A 16227-nucleotide genomic window follows, 5' to 3' on the forward strand; every position below is an offset into this window, starting at 1 on the left:
CCAGTCCCGCCAAAAGGCGTGTGGGCGGAGACGATTTGGGGGCTGACGAGCGATCGTCACGCAGGCGCTCGGGCTGGAAACGGCCCGGGCGTTTGGCGTTGCGGCGAAGGCGGCAACGCCGCCGATGCGCTCTGCGCAGCGCCGCAACCGGCCGGCGGGTCGCTTTAGCGAACCCGACCGACGGCGGCTTTGCCGCCGGCCGCGGCAGACCCTTCCACCCGCTCGCCAATAAGCAAGCCGATATGTCCGCGATATGTCCGGCGGCGGAGCGATGCCCCGCCGCCCCACACCCTTAGAACGACTTGGAGATCGTCGCGCCGATCGTGCGCGGATCGCCCGGCTGGCCGACGATCAGGCCCGTGCTGCCCGATTGCGCCGACAGCAGCTCATAATAGTTCTGGTTGAAGGCGTTGCGCACCCAGCCGAACACGTTGAAGCTGTCCTGCCGGTAGCCGAGCCGGAAGTTCGACAGCGAGTAGCCGTCGATCCACATGTAGCGCGACACCGACGGGTTGGACGAAAAGCGCGAGCGATAGCTGCCGTCATAGCCGGCATAGACCTGACCGTTGCCGACCGGCACGTTGACCTCGCCGCCGAACGAGAACGACCATTTCGAGATGCCCGGCAGCACCGTCCCGGAGATGTCGCACGTCAGCGGGCTGAGGCCGGGCGTGCCCGCCGGTGCGGGCGTGGCGCCGTTCAGCGCCGGGTTGCCGCCGGCCAGTTCGGGCGCGCAGGGCGCGTTGGTGAAGCGCAGATACTTGGCGTCGGTATAGGCGCCGTTGGTGTAGAGATTGACCCGTGCGCTCGGCCGATACGACGCATCGAACTCGGCGCCGCGCACCCGCACCAGCCCGGCATTGGCGAGATAGCCCCGGATCACCGTGGTCTGGCCGTTGTTCACCGTCGCCTGATAATCATGCACGTCGGTCCAGAAGCCGGCGAGGTTGAGCGTCAGCTTGCGATCGAGGAACTGCGTCTTGATCCCGACCTCGAAATGATCCTCGCTCTCGGGCTTCACCGTTTGCTTGGTCAGATCGGCGATGGTGTTGGTCGTATCCAGCGGCAGGCCCGACAGGTTGATGCCGCCCGATTTGAAGCTGCGCGCATAGGTCGCATAAGCGTGGACATCCGCCGTCACATCGTAGGAGAGCGTGAAATCGCCCGACACGTTCCACGCGCTGAACCGCGGGCTGTAACGCTGGGGCGCGAGCGTGTTGATCTGGTTGGCGAAGGTCGTCCGCGCTGCGCCGGTCTTCGAGTTGAGCATCGTCGCGACATTGTCGGCGGTCGCAACAAAGTCGTACTGGCTGTTGTGGATGCTCACCACCGAGTCGTAATAGCCGGACTTCTTATCGTAATTCACGCGCAGACCGGGCGCGAGATGGAGCCCGGAAACGGGCTGCCAATTGAGCTTGCCGAACACCGCGAAGCTGTCGTTCTTGAAGTTGATCGTGTTGGTCGAGGTCAAGCCGTTGAGCACATTCGGGTTCGATGCGTCCGTGCCCGACAGAAGCCAGCGGCTCGCCGCGCTTCCCTGCACCTGCGATCCTTGCGTGTTGATCGTCTGATGGAAGTAGAACACGCCCGCCGTGTAATCGAGCGTGTTCTTGCCGTTCGAGGCGATCCGCAGTTCCTGCGACCATTGCTTCTGCTGCGATGGGTTCTGCGAAACGGTGGTGATCGGCAAGCCGACGTAATCGCGGTCGTTCGCCGGTTTCCAGTCCCAATAGCGCCACGCCGAGACCGAGGTGATCGTCGCCGGGCCGATATCCCAATTGCCGACCAGCGAGGCGCCGCCCATTTCCTGCTTCGAATTGATACTCGCGTCGAGATCGGTCACGCGGTCGAACGCGTTGGTGCTCGGCGGTGCGTAGCCGAGCGCCGCAGCGAGCGCGGTGTACTGGCGATTGGTGGCGCGCTGCGTCGGCGCGAGCCGCGCGTAATATTGCACGCAGCACAACGGGTTTTGGAAGTTGAAGTCACCGGTCAGGCGGAAATCCATGTCGTTGCGCGGCTTCCACAGCAACTGGCCACGCACGCTGAAATTGTCGAGCTTCTGCAGATACTGATTGCTGGTGCGATCGTAGATCGTGCCGCCGCGCTTGGTGACGGAGGCCGACAGACGCGCCGCCAGCGTATCGCCGACCACCTTGTCCGACACCGAAGCCTTGGCCTGCCAATAGGCATAATCGCCGCCGCTCACCTCGAAGCGGGCATCGGGCGTGAAGCTCGGCGCGCGCGTCGTGATGTTGACCGCGCCGGCGGTGGTGTTCTTGCCGTAGAGCGTGCCCTGCGGGCCGCGCAGCACCTCGACCCGGTCGACATCGACGAAATCGAAGGTCGAGGCGCCGACCCGGCCGACATAGACGCCGTCGAGATAGAAGCCGACGCCCTGCTCGATCCCGTCGTTGGTGAGGCCGAATGGCGTGCCGAGACCGCGAATGTTGATCGAGGAGTTGCGCGGATTGCTTGAATAGAATTGCAGCGCGGGCTGCTGCTGCTGCAGGCGGTTGACGTTGAACGCACCGGTGCGGTCGATCTGGTCGCTGCCGATCACCGACATCGCGATCGGCACGTCCTGCGCGCGCTCCTCGCGGCGGCGCGCCGTCACCACCACGTCGCCATCGCCGCCGGACTGCACCTGAGCCTGCGCGGGAGACGGCTGCGCGGCCGGCGCCTCGGGCACAGCGGCCGACGAAGCCAGCAAAATCGACGTGAGATGAGCGAACATCATATCCCCCTTGAGACTTTCTTATTCGAGTCGCCCTTCAATACCCACCGTCGCACTAGGATTTCATCCCGTTCGTTCTTCACACCGCTAAAGTTTGGCTTCGCGGCCCACGCAAAAATCCACATCAAAGGCTCTTGAACGCGAAAACGAGCGCCCCAAATCTGGGGCGTGCGGCGCCGACCGGGCCGCACGAAACCGGGTGCCGCGCCGTGTGCGGGCACTCTTCAGCACCGTTCATTCGCTCACAGGAGGCATGCACATGCGTCAGTTCGATTTCACCCCTTTCCGCCGTTCCGCGATTGGTTTCGACCGGCTCTTCGACATGCTCGAAGCCAGCGCGCGCCAGCAGGCGGCGGACAATTATCCTCCGTTCAACCTGGAGCGCGTCGCCGACGACCGCTACCGGATCACCCTCGCCGTCGCCGGCTTCAGCCGTGACGAGATCGAGATCGTCGCCCAGCAGAATCTGCTGCAGGTGAAGGGCAAGAAGGATGAGAAGGAAGGCCAGAACACCTTCCTGCATCTCGGCATCGCCAATCGCAGCTTCGAGCGCCGCTTCGAACTCGCCGATTTCGTGCGCGTCGATGATGCCCGCCTCACCGATGGCCTGCTCGTGATCGACCTCGTCCGCGAAGTGCCGGAAGCGGCCAAGCCCAAGACCATCGCGATCAAGACCGGCACCCCCCTCGCCGCTGTCGAGAACGCGTCGGCCAACGAAGCACAGGCCGCGTAACGCGCGGCCGGGCGCTCTCGCCCCCCTCCCCCATCGAGAGCGCCGCAGGAGGGCGCCCGGATCGTTCCGGGCGCCCTTTTTGCATGCCTTTTCCGCGCGTTCGATCGCGTGTAGCGGATGGGAATGAAGACGCTCATCGACCCCGGACACGCGCTCGCGCGCGGGCTGCTCGCCATCCGCACGCAATATCAGGTGCCCGAGAGCTTCCCGCCCGAGGTACTGGCCGCCGCCGAAGCCGCCGCGCGGCGCACGCCCGCCGAGCATCTCGATCGCACCGCCGAACCGTTCGTCACGCTCGATCCCGCGAGTTCGACCGATCTCGACCAGGCGTTCTCGATCCAGACGGCGGGGGGCGACCTGCTGTTGCGCTATGCGATCGCCGATGTCGCCTGGTTCGTCGGCGACGGCGATCCGATCGATACCGAGGCGTGGCGGCGTGGCGAGACCCTGTACCTGCCCGATGGCAAGGCCCCGCTGTATCCGCCGGTTCTGAGCCAGGGTGCCGCGAGCCTGCTGCCGGACGGCCCACGCCCCGCGGTGATCTTCACGGTACGCGTCGCGGGCGATGGCGCGGTCACGCTCGACGGTGCCGAGCGCGCACTGATCCGCAGCCGTGCCAAACTCGCCTATGACAGCGTGAGCGAAGCCGACCTGCCAACAGGCTTCACCGAACTGTCGCGCCGGATCGCGGCCGCCGAGACCGCGCGGGGCGCCGCTCGTGTCGATCCGCCAGACCAGGAAGTGAGCGCGGCCGGCGGCGGCGCATACCAACTCGCCTTCCGTCCGCGCCTCGCCGCCGAGGACCAAAACGCCGCGCTCTCGCTCGCCACCAACATGGCCGTCGCCGATACGTTGGTCTCGCACCATACGGGGCTGTTCCGCGTGATGGCCGTGCCCGACGCACGCGCCATCGCCCGGCTCCGCAACACCGCGCGCGCTTACCGGCTCGATTGGCCCGATGCGCAATCGCTCGACGATTACGCGCGCACGCTGGATGCCGCCGATCCGCACGAGGCGGCGTTCATGCTCGCGATCCGCCGCGCTGGTCAGGGCGCGAGCTACACACCATATCGCGACGGGGTGAAGCCTTGGCATGCGGCGATGGCGGCGACCTACGCCCACGTCACCGCGCCGCTGCGCCGCCTGGCGGATCGCTATGTGGTGGAGGCGACCCTCGCCATCGCCAACGGCCGGCCGGTGCCGGATACCGTCGCCGCCGCGTTCGAGACATTGCCCAAGGTGATGGCCAAGGCCGAAGCGCGCGGCGGCGACATCGACCGTGCGGTAATCGATCTGGCCGAGGCGGTGATGCTGTCGAGCGATATCGGCGAGCGCTTCGACGCGGTCGTCACCGATGCCAATGATCGGGGCGCGCGCATCCAGTTGTGCGAGGCGCCGGTGGTGGTGCGGGTGCCCGCGACGGGCGTCGCCCCCGGCGATGCGGTGCGGGTGCGGTTGAGCACGGTCGACGTCGACAAGCGCAGCGTGACGTTCGAGCGGATCGGCTGATCGCCCGTCAGGGGCATCGGCGGCCGCACGGGCGAAGGCCCGATCACGCGACGCGGGCCTCGGCCAGCGCGCGCTTCCACGGACCTCAGACCAGGCGGCTCTGCCGCACCGCCGCTTCGATGAAGCTCTTGAACAACGGATGCGGATCGAACGGCTTGCTCTTCAGTTCCGGGTGGAACTGCACGCCTACGAACCATGGATGGTCGGGCCGCTCGACGATCTCGGGAAGCATCCCGTCGGGCGACATGCCGCTGAACACGAGCCCGCCCTTTTCCAGCGCCTCGCGGTAGGCGGTGTTGACCTCGTAGCGGTGGCGATGGCGCTCGGAGATCGACTCGCTGCCGTAAATCGAGGCGACGACGCTGTTGCCGTCGAGCTTGGCCTCATATGCGCCGAGCCGCATCGTCCCGCCGAGATCGCCGCCTTCCTCGCGCTTCTCGATACCGGCTTCGCTCATCCATTCGGTGATCATGCCGACGACCGGCTCGCTGGTCGGGCCGAATTCGGTCGAACTCGCCTCGGCGATGCCGGCGAGATCGCGCGCGCCTTCCACGCAGGCCATCTGCATGCCGAAGCAGATGCCGAGATACGGCACGCGCCGCTCGCGCGCGAAGCGGACGCTGGCGATCTTGCCCTCGGCACCGCGCGACCCGAACGCGCCGGGAACGAGGATCGCGTGCATCGGTTCGAGCTTGGCGGCGATGTCGCTGTCCGCAGCCTCGAACAGTTCGGCGTCGATCCACTGGACGTTGACCTTGACGCGATTGGCGATGCCGCCATGCACCAGCGCCTCGTTGAGCGACTTGTACGCGTCCTGGAGGCCGACATATTTGCCAACCACGCCGATCGTCACCTCCCCCTCCGGGTTGGTGAGCCGGTCCATGATATCGGTCCAGCGCGACAGATCGGGCGCGGCGCCGGGCGCGATCCCGAAGGCGTTTAGGACCGCGCTGTCCAGCCCCTCCTCGTGATATTGCACCGGCACGGCGTAGATGCTCCTCGCGTCGAGCGCCGGGATCACGGCCTCCTTGGGCACGTTGCAGAACAACGCGATCTTGGCACGGTCGCTCTCGGGCAGCGGCTGTTCGCAGCGGCACACCAGGACGTCGGGCTGGACGCCGAGAGCAGCGAGTTCGCGCACCGAATGCTGGGTCGGCTTGGTCTTCAACTCGCCCGCCGCGGCGATGTACGGCACCAAGGTCACATGGATGCTGATCGAATTGCCGCGCCCTAGATCGTTCTTGAGCTGGCGCAGCGCCTCGATGAACGGCAGCGATTCGATATCGCCAACTGTGCCGCCGATCTCGCAGAGCACGAAATCGAGATCGTCGGTCTCGGCCTGCGCGAACTCCTTGATCGCATCGGTGACGTGCGGGATCACCTGCACCGTCGCGCCGAGATAATCGCCGCGCCGTTCGCGCGTGATGATCTGCTGATAGATCCGGCCCGAGGTGACGTTATCCGACTGGCGCGAGGCGACGCCGGTGAAACGTTCATAATGGCCCAGATCGAGATCGGTCTCGGCACCGTCGTCTGTCACATAGACTTCGCCGTGCTGATAGGGCGACATCGTGCCGGGATCGACGTTCAGATACGGATCGAACTTGCGGATTCGCACGCGATAGCCGCGCGCTTGCAGCAATGCGGCGAGGCTCGCCGCCATGAGACCCTTGCCGAGCGAGGAAACCACGCCGCCGGTGATGAAAATGAACCGCGCCATGGGAGGAAACGCCTAACGTCAAACGCCGTGGCGCGACAAGCGCGCGACTCCGGCGACCATCAAAGAAAAGCGGGAGCCGCCGGCCCCCGCGCGATGCGGTTCCGCTTACCGGGCAAGCGGAACGCTGTTGTTGCCCGCCGGCGCGGCGTCATTGCCGATCGCCTGCTTGGCCGCCGAGGAGAAGGGCGCCGCGTCATCGGCCGGCGCCTGGGGTACCGGCAATTGCGCCGCCGGTGCCGCCGGCTTCCCCGTCGCCAGCGTCGTGTCGATCTTGGCGGTGTGGCCGCGCGCCGCCAACACGGCGAGACCGATGCTGAGCGCCACGAACAGCGTCGCCAGCACCGTCGTCGCGCGGGTGAGGAAGTCCGCCGCGCCGCGCGCCGACATCAGCCCGGACGGGCTGCCCCCCATGCCCAGACCGCCGCCTTCGGACTTCTGCACGAGAATCACCCCCACCAGCATGGCGGCGATGATGGCGTGAACGACGAGGAGGAACTGGAACAGCATGAAATCGGGCTACCCTGCGGGGAAATTCAAGCGGCGCACATAGGCGCGCAATCACCGTCGATCAACCGCCGTGGCGCCGGCGCAGGACATTTCGGGAGCGGTCTGAAACCAGAGCGAATGCGGATCGTTACAACTCGCGAGCATCCCGGACCGCGGGATGTCGAGTTGCTTAACAGAAAGACTCGCCGTGGCCTCTGTGTTCAATCGTTCGCTCGATAGCTGGATGCAAGCGCTGGTCGATTATGTCAGGTCGGGCGAGCCCGATCTCACCAACCGGCAGATGGCGCTTCTCCTGTTCGTATATCTCACGCCCGGGCCGCATACGGTGCGCGGGCTGGCGCGCGTTCTGAACGTTTCCAAGCCGGTCGTCACGCGCGCCTTGAATAGACTTGGGTCCCTCGGCTATCTGCGGCGCCAGCGCGACGATACCGACAAGCGCAATATCTTCATCGCGCAAACGTCCGAGGGGGCAGATTTTCTTGAAGAGTTCGGCCAGTTTATCGGCGATACAGAGCAGCCCACACCCCGCCGCAGCCCCACGCCGGAGCTTCGCGCTGCTGGGGCACTCGGTCGAGATTGATCCCCGTTTCAACGCGGTACGCCGCGATCTCGCCGACGTGCGGCTGGCGGACCGCGTGTTCGCCCCGCATTATGCCGCACCGGTGCTGATGGTGGTCGCCCGCGCGACCGCGCTGCGTGCGGCGCGCGAAAGCGATTCGGACATCCGGGCCGGGCTGGTGCCCGGCGACGTGTTCGAGGTGTTCGAACTCGCCGGCGGCAACGCCTGGGGCAAGGCGCCCGGCTGCGGGCTGGTCGGCTATCTCGATGAGACCGCATTGGTGAGGGCTTCGTCATGAGCACACGCGTTTTCATCGATGGCGCGGCCGGCACGACCGGGCTCGAAATCCGCGAGCGGCTTGCCGGGCGTGCCGATATCGAGCAGATCATCCTCGACGATGAACGCCGCAAGGACGCCAGAGCACGTGCCGAGGCGCTGAACGCCGCCGACTTCGTCATATTGTGCCTGCCCGACGCGGCTTCGCGTGAGGCGGTGGCGCTGATCGAAAACGATCGCACCCGCGTGATCGACGCATCGACCGCGTTCCGGACGGCGGAAGGCTGGACCTACGGCTTCCCCGAACTCGAACCCGGCGCGGCCGATGCGGTCGCCTCCGCGCCGCGCGTCAGCAATCCCGGCTGCTACCCGACCGGCTTTCTCGCGCTCGTGCGTCCGCTCGTCCGCGCGGGCCTCATCCCCGCCGACTGGCCGCTAACCGTAAACGCCCTGTCGGGCTATTCGGGCGGCGGCAAGGCGATGATCGCCGAATATGAGAGCGGCGCGCAGGCCCCCGCCGCGCGCGCCTATGCGCTCGCGCTCGCGCACAAGCATGTCGGCGAGATGCAGAAGCACGCTCGCGTCGAGCATCCACCGATCTTCACCCCCACCGTGGTCAACACCTATCGCGGCATGCTCGTCGAAGTGCCGCTCCCGCTCCACATCTTCCCGCGCCGCCCGTCGCTCGCCGCGTGCGAGGCCGCGTTGCGCGAGGCGTACAAGACCTCGCCGATCGTTCGCGTCGTCGATGGCGACGCCGCGACGGTTGCGATTGAGGACGATGCCGGCACCGACCGGCTCACGCTGCGGGTCTGCGGCAACGCCGAGACCGGCCAGGCGCGGCTGATCGCGACGCTCGACAATCTCGGCAAGGGCGCCGCCGGCGCGGCCGTGCAGAACCTCAATTTGATGGCGGGGCTAGACCCGGTCGCCGGGCTGACGCTTTAAGCGGCCACCGATTCGTTTCGCCACGCGGACAAGGGAGATCGTCTTAATGCCGGGAACTCGCCAGCCAGTCGGCAAGCTTCTGCTTTTCGGGGCGACGGGCGATCTCGCCCAGCGCATGCTGCTGCCGTCGCTCTACGGGCTGCACGCCGACGGCTTGCTGCCGGAGGCGCTGACCATCACCGGCACCGCGCGCGCCGAGCATGATGACGCGGACTATCAGGCGTTCGCCGAGAAGGCGCTCAACCAGTTCCTGCCCGCCGACCGCAAGGACGCCGACAAGATCAAGAGCTTCCTCCGCCGGCTCGGCTATCAGCCGCACGACGCATCGGACGTCGAGGGCTACAAGACGCTCGCCGAGAAGGTCGGCGACGTGTCGGGCGGGCTCGCCATCTTCCTGTCGACCGCGCCTTCGCTGTTCGAGCCGGTCATCAAGGGCCTCGCCTCGGCCGGCCTCGCCGGCGAGACGGTGCGGATCGGGCTTGAAAAGCCGCTCGGCTACGATCTCGCCTCCAGCCGCGAGATCAACGACACGGTCGCCACCGCGTTCAGCGAGGATCGCACGTTCCGCATCGACCATTATCTGGGCAAGGAGACCGTCCAGAACATCATGGCGCTGCGCTTCGGCAATTCGTTCTTCGAGCCGATCTGGAACGCGCAAGGCATCGACAACATCCAGATCACCATCGCCGAGACGGTCGGGCTGGAGGATCGCGCATCCTATTATGACGGGGCGGGCGCGCTTCGCGACATGGTCGCCAACCACATGCTCCAGTTGCTCGCGCTCGTCGCGATGGAGGCGCCCGCAAAGTTCGACGGTGCCGCGATCCGCGACGAAAAGGCCAAGGTGTTCCGCTCGCTGCGCCCGATCGCGCCCGAGGACGTGCCCTCGCACACCGTCACCGGCCAATATGGCTCGGGCGCGGTCAAGGGTGAGATCGTCAAGGGCTATATCGACGAACTCGGCAAGCCCTCCACCACCGAGACCTTCGTCGCGATCAAGGCGCATGTCGACAATTGGCGCTGGCAGGGCGTGCCCTTTTACCTGCGCACCGGCAAGCGCATGGCGACCCGGCGGAGCGAGATCGCGATCCAGTTCAAGCCGGTGCCGCACTCGATGTTCCGCAACCGTGGCGGACTGCTCCAGCCCAACGCACTGATCATTCGCCTGCAGCCGGAGGAATATATCCAGATCCTCATGATGGCCAAGGAACCCGGCCTCGACCGCGAGGGCATCCGGCTGCGCGAACTGCCGCTCAACCTCAGCCTCGATGCCGCCTTCGCGGGCAAGCCGCGCCGCATCGCGTACGAGCGGCTGTGGCTCGACCTGATCGAGGGCGATCAGACGCTGTTCGTGCGCCGCGACGAGGTCGAGGCGCAATGGGAATGGATCGACGCGATCCGCGCCGGCTGGACCGCCAACGACACCAAGCCCAAGAGCTACCCGTCGGGAAGCTGGGGCCCGAGCGCGGCGATCGCGCTCACCGAGCGCGACGGGGTCACCTGGCAGGACGATTGAACCGATTTCCTCCCCGTTCGTGCCGAGCAAAGTCGAGGCACCTGTAGTCCGGGCATTGTCCCTCGACTACGCTCGGGACGAACGGAATTCAGATTTAAGGACAAAGACATGACCGACGAAGTCGAATGGTGGGACTATGACGACGCAGCCGAAATGGCCGCTGCCGTCGCCGGCGACATCGCCTTCATCATCGAGAGCGCGATCGACGCGCGCGGCGGTGCCGTCATCGCGCTCGCCGGCGGCAAGACCCCGATGCCGATCTACGAGAAGCTCGCGGCCACCAAGCTCGACTGGAAGCGCGTGACGATCGTGCCCGGCGACGACCGGATCGTGCCGCTGGGTGATCCGCTGTCGAACGTCACCGCGATCGGCAAAATCTTCATCCCGAAGGGCGCGCGCGTCATCCCGCTCATCAGCGAAGCGGCGAAGGATTACAAAGCGGCGGGCAAGGCCGCCGACGCGCGGCTCGGCGATCTGCACTGGCCGCTCGATCTGTGCCTGCTCGGCGTCGGCGCCGACGGGCACACCGCGTCGATTTTCCCCGGACCCGATTACGACGAGGCGGTCAACGGCCCCAAGGAGCGCCGCGCGCTCGGCGTGATGCCCGATCCGCTGCCCGCCGAGGCACCGGTGCCGCGCGTAACGCTCAGCCTGTCGGCGATCACCTCGGCGCGCGCGCTGATGCTCGCGGTGACCGGCGACGCCAAACGCAAGGTGATCGAGACCGCGATCAAGCAGGGTCCGGCCTCGACCTATCCGATCGGTCGCGTGCTCGCCGATGCCGAGCTGCCCGCCGACATCCACTGGGCGCCCTGATCTGATATACGCCCGTTCGTCCTGAGCGAAGTCGAAGGACGTATCGCAAGCGGCCCGTTTGGGGCACGCACTTCGACTTCGCTCAGTGCGAACGGGTTGGCAAGACCGCAGGCTTCAGTACACGCGTATAACCGACGGCTGCCCCTTGTCCTTCGCACGCGCGAAAGGCGATAAGGGCTGCCTCTCCCTACCCGCCCAAGGGGAACCAGACCATGACGCTCCATCCCGAGATCGCGGCCGTCACCGACCGGATCATCAGCCGTTCGAGGCGCACGCGTGATGCGTATCTCGAGCTGATCCGACGCGAGCGCGACCAGCATATCGCGCGCCCCGCGCTGAGCTGCGCCAACCTCGCGCACGGCTATGCCGGTACCGAGGAGGACCGCGACACGATGCGAACCGCCAAGGCGATGAACATCGGCATCGTCACGTCGTACAACGACATGCTCTCGGCGCATGCGACCTATTATCGCTATCCCGAGCAGATGAAGGTGTGGGCGCGCGAGGCGGGCGCGACCGCGCAGGTGGCGGGCGGCGTACCGGCGATGTGCGACGGGGTGACACAGGGCTATGCCGGGATGGAGCTGTCGTTGTTCAGCCGCGACACGATCGCGCTCTCGACCGCGATCGCACTGAGCCACGGCATGTTCGAAGGCGCGGCGCTGCTCGGCATCTGTGACAAGATCGTGCCGGGCCTGCTGATCGGCGCGCTCCGCTTCGGGCATCTGCCGATGGTGCTGATCCCCGGCGGCCCGATGCCGACCGGCATCCCCAACAAGCAGAAGGCGGCGGTGCGCGAAGCCTTCGCCGAGGGCAAGGTCGGCCGCGACGACCTGCTCGATGCCGAGATCGCCGCCTATCATTCGAAGGGCACCTGCACCTTCTACGGCACCGCCAATTCGAACCAGATGATGATGGAGATGATGGGTCTGCACATCCCCGGCGCGGCCTTCGCCAACCCTGGCACCAAGCTGCGCCAGGAACTGACCCGCGCCGCCGTCCACCGGCTCGCCGAGATCGGCTGGGATGGCGATGACTATCGCCCAATCGGGCTGTGCGTTGATGAGAAAGCGATCGTCAACGCGGCGATCGGCCTGCTCGCCACCGGCGGATCGACCAACCATCTGATTCACCTGCCCGCCATCGCCGCCTCGGCGGGGATCGTGATCGACTGGGAAGATTTCGATCGCCTGTCGCGCAGCGTACCGCTGATCGCGCGCGTCTATCCCAACGGCGCGGCCGACGTGAACGGGTTCGAGGACGCCGGCGGCATGCCTTACGTGATCCGCGAACTCGCCGATGCCGGGCTGCTCCACCGCGATCTGCTGACGATCGGCCACGGCGACATGACCGACTACGGCAAGCGTCCGGTGGTGGTCGGCGATGGTCTCGTCTGGGAAGATCCCGGTGCGAGCGGCGACGAGACGATCCTCCGCCCGGCCGCAACGCCCTTCTCCGAAGAGGGCGGGTTCCGCATCCTCACCGGCAATCTGGGTCGCGGGTGCATCAAGGTGTCGGCGGTCGAGCGCGACCGCTGGACGATCGAGGCGCCATGCCGGATCTTCCAGACCCAGGCCGAGGTGCAGGCCGCGTTCCAGGCCGGCGAGCTCGACCGCGATGTCGTGGTCGTGGTGCGCTTCCAGGGCCCGCGCGCCAACGGCATGCCCGAACTCCACAAGCTGACGCCGACGCTGGGCGTGCTCCAGAACCGCGGCTACCGCGTCGCGCTCGTCACCGACGGGCGGATGTCGGGCGCGAGCGGCAAGGTGCCCGCCGCGATCCACTGTTCGCCCGAGGCGCTCGGCGGCGGTCCGCTCGCGTTGCTGCGCGACGGCGACGTGGTGCGGATGTCGGCGGAAAGCAACGAACTGGTCGCGCTGGTCGATCCGGCCGAATGGGCCGCGCGTCAGCCCGTCGCCGCGCCGCCGCCCGCCGAGGGCATGGGCCGCGAGCTGTTCGGAATGTTCCGTGGCCTCGCCAACGAGGCCGAAAAAGGCGCTTGCGCCGTGCTGGCCGGGATGAACTGATGGAAGTCGTAAGCGTCGATATCGGGGGCACGCACGCCCGCTTCGCCATCGCTGAGGTCGAGCATGGCCATGTCATTTCGCTCGGCGAGCCAGTCACGCTCAAGACCGCCGAGCACGCCTCGCTCCAGACCGCGTGGCAGGCGTTTGGCAAGACGCTGGAGCGACCGATGCCGCGCGCCGCCGCGATCGCGGTCGCCTCGCCGGTGGATGGCGATCTCATCAAGCTCACCAACAACCCGTGGATCATTCGGCGCGGACTGGTGAAGGAGCGGCTCGAAGTCGATGAGTTCGTGCTGGTCAACGATTTCGGCGCGGTCGGCCATGCCGTTGCGCAGGTCGGCCCAGACATGTTCGAGCATATCACCGGCCCTGACGTGCCGCTCCCCGATCATGGCATCATCTCGATCGTCGGCCCCGGCACGGGCCTCGGTGTAGCTCAGGTGTTGCGCGAGAAGCGCGGCTATCACGTGCTGGAAACCGAAGGCGGCCACAGCGACTTCCCGCCGCTCGACAGTTTCGAGGATGCCTTGCTCAAGCGGCTGCGCGCGCTGCACGGCCGAGTCTCCTCGGAGCGAGTCGTGTCCGGCCCCGGCATCGTCGCGATCTACGAGACGCTCGCCGAGATCGACGGGCGTCCGGTGCCGCGGCTCGACGACAAGGCGATCTGGCAGATGGCGCTCGAAGGCAGCGACAGCCTTGCGCTCGCCGCGCTCGACCGCTTCTGCCTGGCGCTCGGCGCCACCGCCGGCGACCGCGCAATCTGCCACGGCGCGAAGAGCGTTGTCATCGCGGGCGGGCTTGGCCTTCGCATCAAGGACCATATCGTCCGATCGGGCTTCGCCGAACGGTTCGCGGCCAAGGGCCGCTTCCGCGCGATGATGCAGGCGCTGCCCGTCAAGCTCATCACCCATCCCCAGCCCGGCCTCTTCGGCGCCGCGGCCGCCTTCGCCCAGGAGCATCACAAATGAGCTACACCGTCCGCGAGCTGATGCAGATCGCCCCCGTCATCCCGGTCATCGTGATCGACGACGCGGCGACCGCCCGCCCGATCGCCGAAGCGCTCGTCGCCGGCGGCATCCGCGTGCTCGAAGTCACGCTGCGCACCCCCGCCGCGCTCGACTCGATCCGCGAGATGAAGCAGGTGCCCGGCGCGATCGTCGGTGCCGGCACGGTCATCAACCCCGACCAGTTCGCGCAGGCGGTGGACGCGGGCGCCGAGTTCATCGTCTCCCCCGGCCTCACCGAGCGGCTTGCGCGCCCGATCATCGACAGCGGCGTGCCGTTCCTGCCCGGCACGGCCAATGCCGCCGACATCATGCTCGGGCTCGATCTTGGCCTGACGCACTTCAAGTTCTTCCCGGCGATGGCGGCGGGCGGCCTTCCCGCGCTGAAGGCGCTCGCCGCGCCGTTCAACCAGTGCAGCTTCTGCCCGACCGGCGGCATCACCGAGGCGACCGCGCCCGAGTGGCTCGCGTTCGATCCGGTGCTGTGCGTCGGTGGGAGCTGGGTGCTCGGCGGCACCCCTGCGGAGATCGAAGCCAAGGCGCGTGCGGCGGTGGCGCTGCGGGGTTGATCCGCCCGGCTTTGCCAGGACGAACACACCGTTCGTCCTGAGCGAAGTCGAGCATGCCTCGGGTGAACCGCTTGGGGCACGCCCTTCGACTGCGCTCAGGACGAACGGCAGAGGGTGTGCAGCGCCCTTGTCCCGTGTCCCGTCCGGAAGGCACGCCACGTCCTCATCGGTGTTACGCCGTTCCAAGGCACTGCGGCGTTGGTGCGCCCGGCGCAGCGGTGGGTTTTCGAGGCACCAAACCCCCGTTCGCCCTGAGCGAAGTCGAAGGGCGTGTCACGAGCGATCCGCGTCGGGCACGTCCTTCGACTGCGCTCAGGACGAACGGGGGATGGTCCCGCCCGGTTAGATCCCGTGTTCCTTCCGGAACGCGCGCCACTTCATCACATTGGCATTATGCTGTTCGAGCGTGTCGGCGAAGACATGCCCGCCCGATCCGTCCGCGACGAAGTACAGGGCGTTGGATCGCGCCGGGTTGAGCACCGCGTCGATGCTCGCGCGTCCGGGGTTGCAGATCGGGCCGCTTGGCAGCCCCACCATCGCATAGGTGTTGTAGGCATTGACCTCGCGAATCCACGGCGGCGGAATGCGCCGGCCGAGCGGACGCCCGAACGTGTGCGGATAGATGATCGTCGGGTCGGCCTGGAGCATCATGCCGCGCTTGAGCCGGTTCGAATAGACCGCCGCGACCATGCTGCGCTCGCTCGGCTTGCCGGTTTCCTTCTCGACGATCGACGCCAGGATCAGCGCCTCGCGCGGCGTCTTCACGACGATCCCCGGCGCGCGCTTGGCCCATGCGTCGGCGAGGTAGCGGTTCATCGCCTTCTGCATCCGCGCGACCATGCCAGCACGGGTATCGCCGCGATCGAAGCTGTAGCTGTCGGGCAGCACGCTCCCCTCGACCGGCACCACGACATCGCCCTTGAGTTCGGTCGCCTTCATCAACACGTCGCGGACGATCACCGAAGGCAACCCCTCGGGAATCGTCACGAAACGCTGGAGCGTGCGACCGCCCTGAAGCAGCTTGAGGATATCGGCCTGGCTGAGATGTGCGGGGATGCGATACTCGCCCGCCTTGATCGGCGCGCTCGTCCCCAGCACCTTGGCGAGAATGCGGAAGCGGCTCGCCGAGGTGATCGCCCCCGCCTTCTGCAATTGCTCGGATGCCCCGGCCAGCGTGCTGCCCTGCGCCACCGTGACGGTGACGTTGTGCGTGAGCGGCCCGCGCCCCGACCACATATGCAGCACGCCAAAGAAGCCGATGATCGCCGCCAGGACGATCAGCAGCGTGAGGCAACCGAGCTTGCGCACC

At 66.9% G+C, this 16227-nt stretch carries 14 protein-coding genes; 10 read left to right on the forward strand and 4 right to left on the reverse strand.

Annotation, left to right across the window (positions count from 1 at the left end):
• Nucleotides 1-292: 292 nt before the first annotated feature.
• Nucleotides 293-2734 carry a TonB-dependent receptor gene (locus tag PX554_RS10710; protein ID WP_275501499.1) on the reverse strand — a complete coding sequence of 814 codons (2442 nt, stop codon included), beginning with the start codon at nucleotides 2732-2734 and terminating at the stop codon, nucleotides 293-295.
• A 259-nt stretch (nucleotides 2735-2993) separates the two neighbouring features.
• Between PX554_RS10710 and PX554_RS10715 the strand changes: the two genes are divergently transcribed.
• Nucleotides 2994-3467 carry an Hsp20 family protein gene (locus PX554_RS10715; RefSeq protein WP_093221664.1) on the forward strand — a complete coding sequence of 158 codons (474 nt, stop codon included), beginning with the start codon at nucleotides 2994-2996 and terminating at the stop codon, nucleotides 3465-3467.
• Between the two features lie 123 nt (nucleotides 3468-3590).
• Nucleotides 3591-4976, forward strand: a complete 1386-nt coding sequence (locus PX554_RS10720) for an RNB domain-containing ribonuclease (RefSeq protein ID WP_275501502.1) — start codon at nucleotides 3591-3593, stop codon at nucleotides 4974-4976.
• 85 nt (nucleotides 4977-5061) lie between these two features.
• On the opposite strand, the gene PX554_RS10725 is transcribed toward PX554_RS10720, so the two are convergent.
• Together PX554_RS10725 and secG are read right to left on the reverse strand one after the other, a co-directional pair.
• Entirely contained in the window at nucleotides 5062-6696 is a 1635-nt protein-coding gene (locus PX554_RS10725; RefSeq protein ID WP_093219709.1) for a CTP synthase, read from the reverse strand.
• Nucleotides 6697-6801: 105 nt separating this feature from the next.
• A complete protein-coding gene (gene secG / locus PX554_RS10730) occupies nucleotides 6802-7203 on the reverse strand; it encodes a preprotein translocase subunit SecG (protein ID WP_476712850.1) in 402 nt (133 codons plus the stop codon).
• 223 nt (nucleotides 7204-7426) lie between these two features.
• Here secG and PX554_RS10735 point away from each other — a divergent pair, with 223 nt between their 5' ends.
• From PX554_RS10735 to eda, 8 genes are all read left to right on the forward strand, one after another.
• Nucleotides 7427-7783: a MarR family transcriptional regulator gene (locus tag PX554_RS10735; protein ID WP_093221669.1), complete on the forward strand. Its 357-nt coding sequence runs from the start codon at nucleotides 7427-7429 to the stop codon at nucleotides 7781-7783.
• A gap of 37 nt (nucleotides 7784-7820) precedes the next feature.
• Complete coding sequence (locus PX554_RS10740) at nucleotides 7821-8060, forward strand: SH3 domain-containing protein (RefSeq protein WP_275501506.1); 240 nt, start codon at nucleotides 7821-7823, stop codon at nucleotides 8058-8060.
• Nucleotides 8057-8986, forward strand: coding sequence for an N-acetyl-gamma-glutamyl-phosphate reductase (gene argC / locus PX554_RS10745; protein ID WP_275501508.1), 930 nt, complete (start codon nucleotides 8057-8059; stop codon nucleotides 8984-8986). The genes PX554_RS10740 and argC overlap by 4 nt, the downstream gene beginning before the upstream one ends.
• Nucleotides 8987-9032: 46 nt before the next feature.
• Complete coding sequence (gene zwf, locus PX554_RS10750; protein ID WP_093219714.1) at nucleotides 9033-10502, forward strand: glucose-6-phosphate dehydrogenase; 1470 nt, start codon at nucleotides 9033-9035, stop codon at nucleotides 10500-10502.
• Between the two features lie 108 nt (nucleotides 10503-10610).
• Nucleotides 10611-11318: a 6-phosphogluconolactonase gene (gene pgl / locus PX554_RS10755; protein WP_093219716.1), complete on the forward strand. Its 708-nt coding sequence runs from the start codon at nucleotides 10611-10613 to the stop codon at nucleotides 11316-11318.
• Between the two features lie 212 nt (nucleotides 11319-11530).
• Nucleotides 11531-13345, forward strand: a complete 1815-nt coding sequence (gene edd / locus PX554_RS10760; RefSeq protein ID WP_275501512.1) for a phosphogluconate dehydratase — start codon at nucleotides 11531-11533, stop codon at nucleotides 13343-13345.
• On the forward strand, nucleotides 13345-14313 hold the full coding sequence (locus PX554_RS10765; protein ID WP_275501513.1) for a glucokinase: 969 nt from the start codon (nucleotides 13345-13347) through the stop codon (nucleotides 14311-14313). Before edd ends, PX554_RS10765 begins: the two co-directional genes overlap by 1 nt.
• Nucleotides 14310-14918 (forward strand): bifunctional 4-hydroxy-2-oxoglutarate aldolase/2-dehydro-3-deoxy-phosphogluconate aldolase, encoded by a 609-nt coding sequence (gene eda, locus PX554_RS10770; protein ID WP_275501515.1) that lies wholly within the window; start codon nucleotides 14310-14312, stop codon nucleotides 14916-14918. The genes PX554_RS10765 and eda overlap by 4 nt, the downstream gene beginning before the upstream one ends.
• Before the next feature lie 342 nt (nucleotides 14919-15260).
• Here the strand turns inward: eda and mltG are convergent, their stop codons facing one another.
• Nucleotides 15261-16226, reverse strand: coding sequence for an endolytic transglycosylase MltG (mltG, locus tag PX554_RS10775; protein WP_093219724.1), 966 nt, complete (start codon nucleotides 16224-16226; stop codon nucleotides 15261-15263).
• Nucleotide 16227 lies beyond the last annotated feature (1 nt).

The organism is Sphingomonas pollutisoli (assembly GCF_029167165.1).
Lineage (GTDB): Bacteria > Pseudomonadota > Alphaproteobacteria > Sphingomonadales > Sphingomonadaceae > Sphingomonas > Sphingomonas pollutisoli.

Bases quoted from the DNA above. Each gene is read 5' to 3' on its own strand.
- PX554_RS10710 (WP_275501499.1), bottom strand. From the start codon at position 2,734: ATGTTCGCTCATCTCACGTCGATTTTGCTGGCTTCGTCGGCCGCTGTG.
- PX554_RS10715 (WP_093221664.1), top strand. From the start codon at position 2,994: ATGCGTCAGTTCGATTTCACCCCTTTCCGCCGTTCCGCGATTGGTTTC.
- PX554_RS10720 (WP_275501502.1), top strand. From the start codon at position 3,591: ATGAAGACGCTCATCGACCCCGGACACGCGCTCGCGCGCGGGCTGCTC.
- PX554_RS10725 (WP_093219709.1), bottom strand. From the start codon at position 6,696: ATGGCGCGGTTCATTTTCATCACCGGCGGCGTGGTTTCCTCGCTCGGC.
- secG (WP_476712850.1), bottom strand. From the start codon at position 7,203: ATGCTGTTCCAGTTCCTCCTCGTCGTTCACGCCATCATCGCCGCCATG.
- PX554_RS10735 (WP_093221669.1), top strand. From the start codon at position 7,427: ATGCAAGCGCTGGTCGATTATGTCAGGTCGGGCGAGCCCGATCTCACC.
- argC (WP_275501508.1), top strand. From the start codon at position 8,057: ATGAGCACACGCGTTTTCATCGATGGCGCGGCCGGCACGACCGGGCTC.
- zwf (WP_093219714.1), top strand. From the start codon at position 9,033: ATGCCGGGAACTCGCCAGCCAGTCGGCAAGCTTCTGCTTTTCGGGGCG.
- pgl (WP_093219716.1), top strand. From the start codon at position 10,611: ATGACCGACGAAGTCGAATGGTGGGACTATGACGACGCAGCCGAAATG.
- edd (WP_275501512.1), top strand. From the start codon at position 11,531: ATGACGCTCCATCCCGAGATCGCGGCCGTCACCGACCGGATCATCAGC.
- PX554_RS10765 (WP_275501513.1), top strand. From the start codon at position 13,345: ATGGAAGTCGTAAGCGTCGATATCGGGGGCACGCACGCCCGCTTCGCC.
- eda (WP_275501515.1), top strand. From the start codon at position 14,310: ATGAGCTACACCGTCCGCGAGCTGATGCAGATCGCCCCCGTCATCCCG.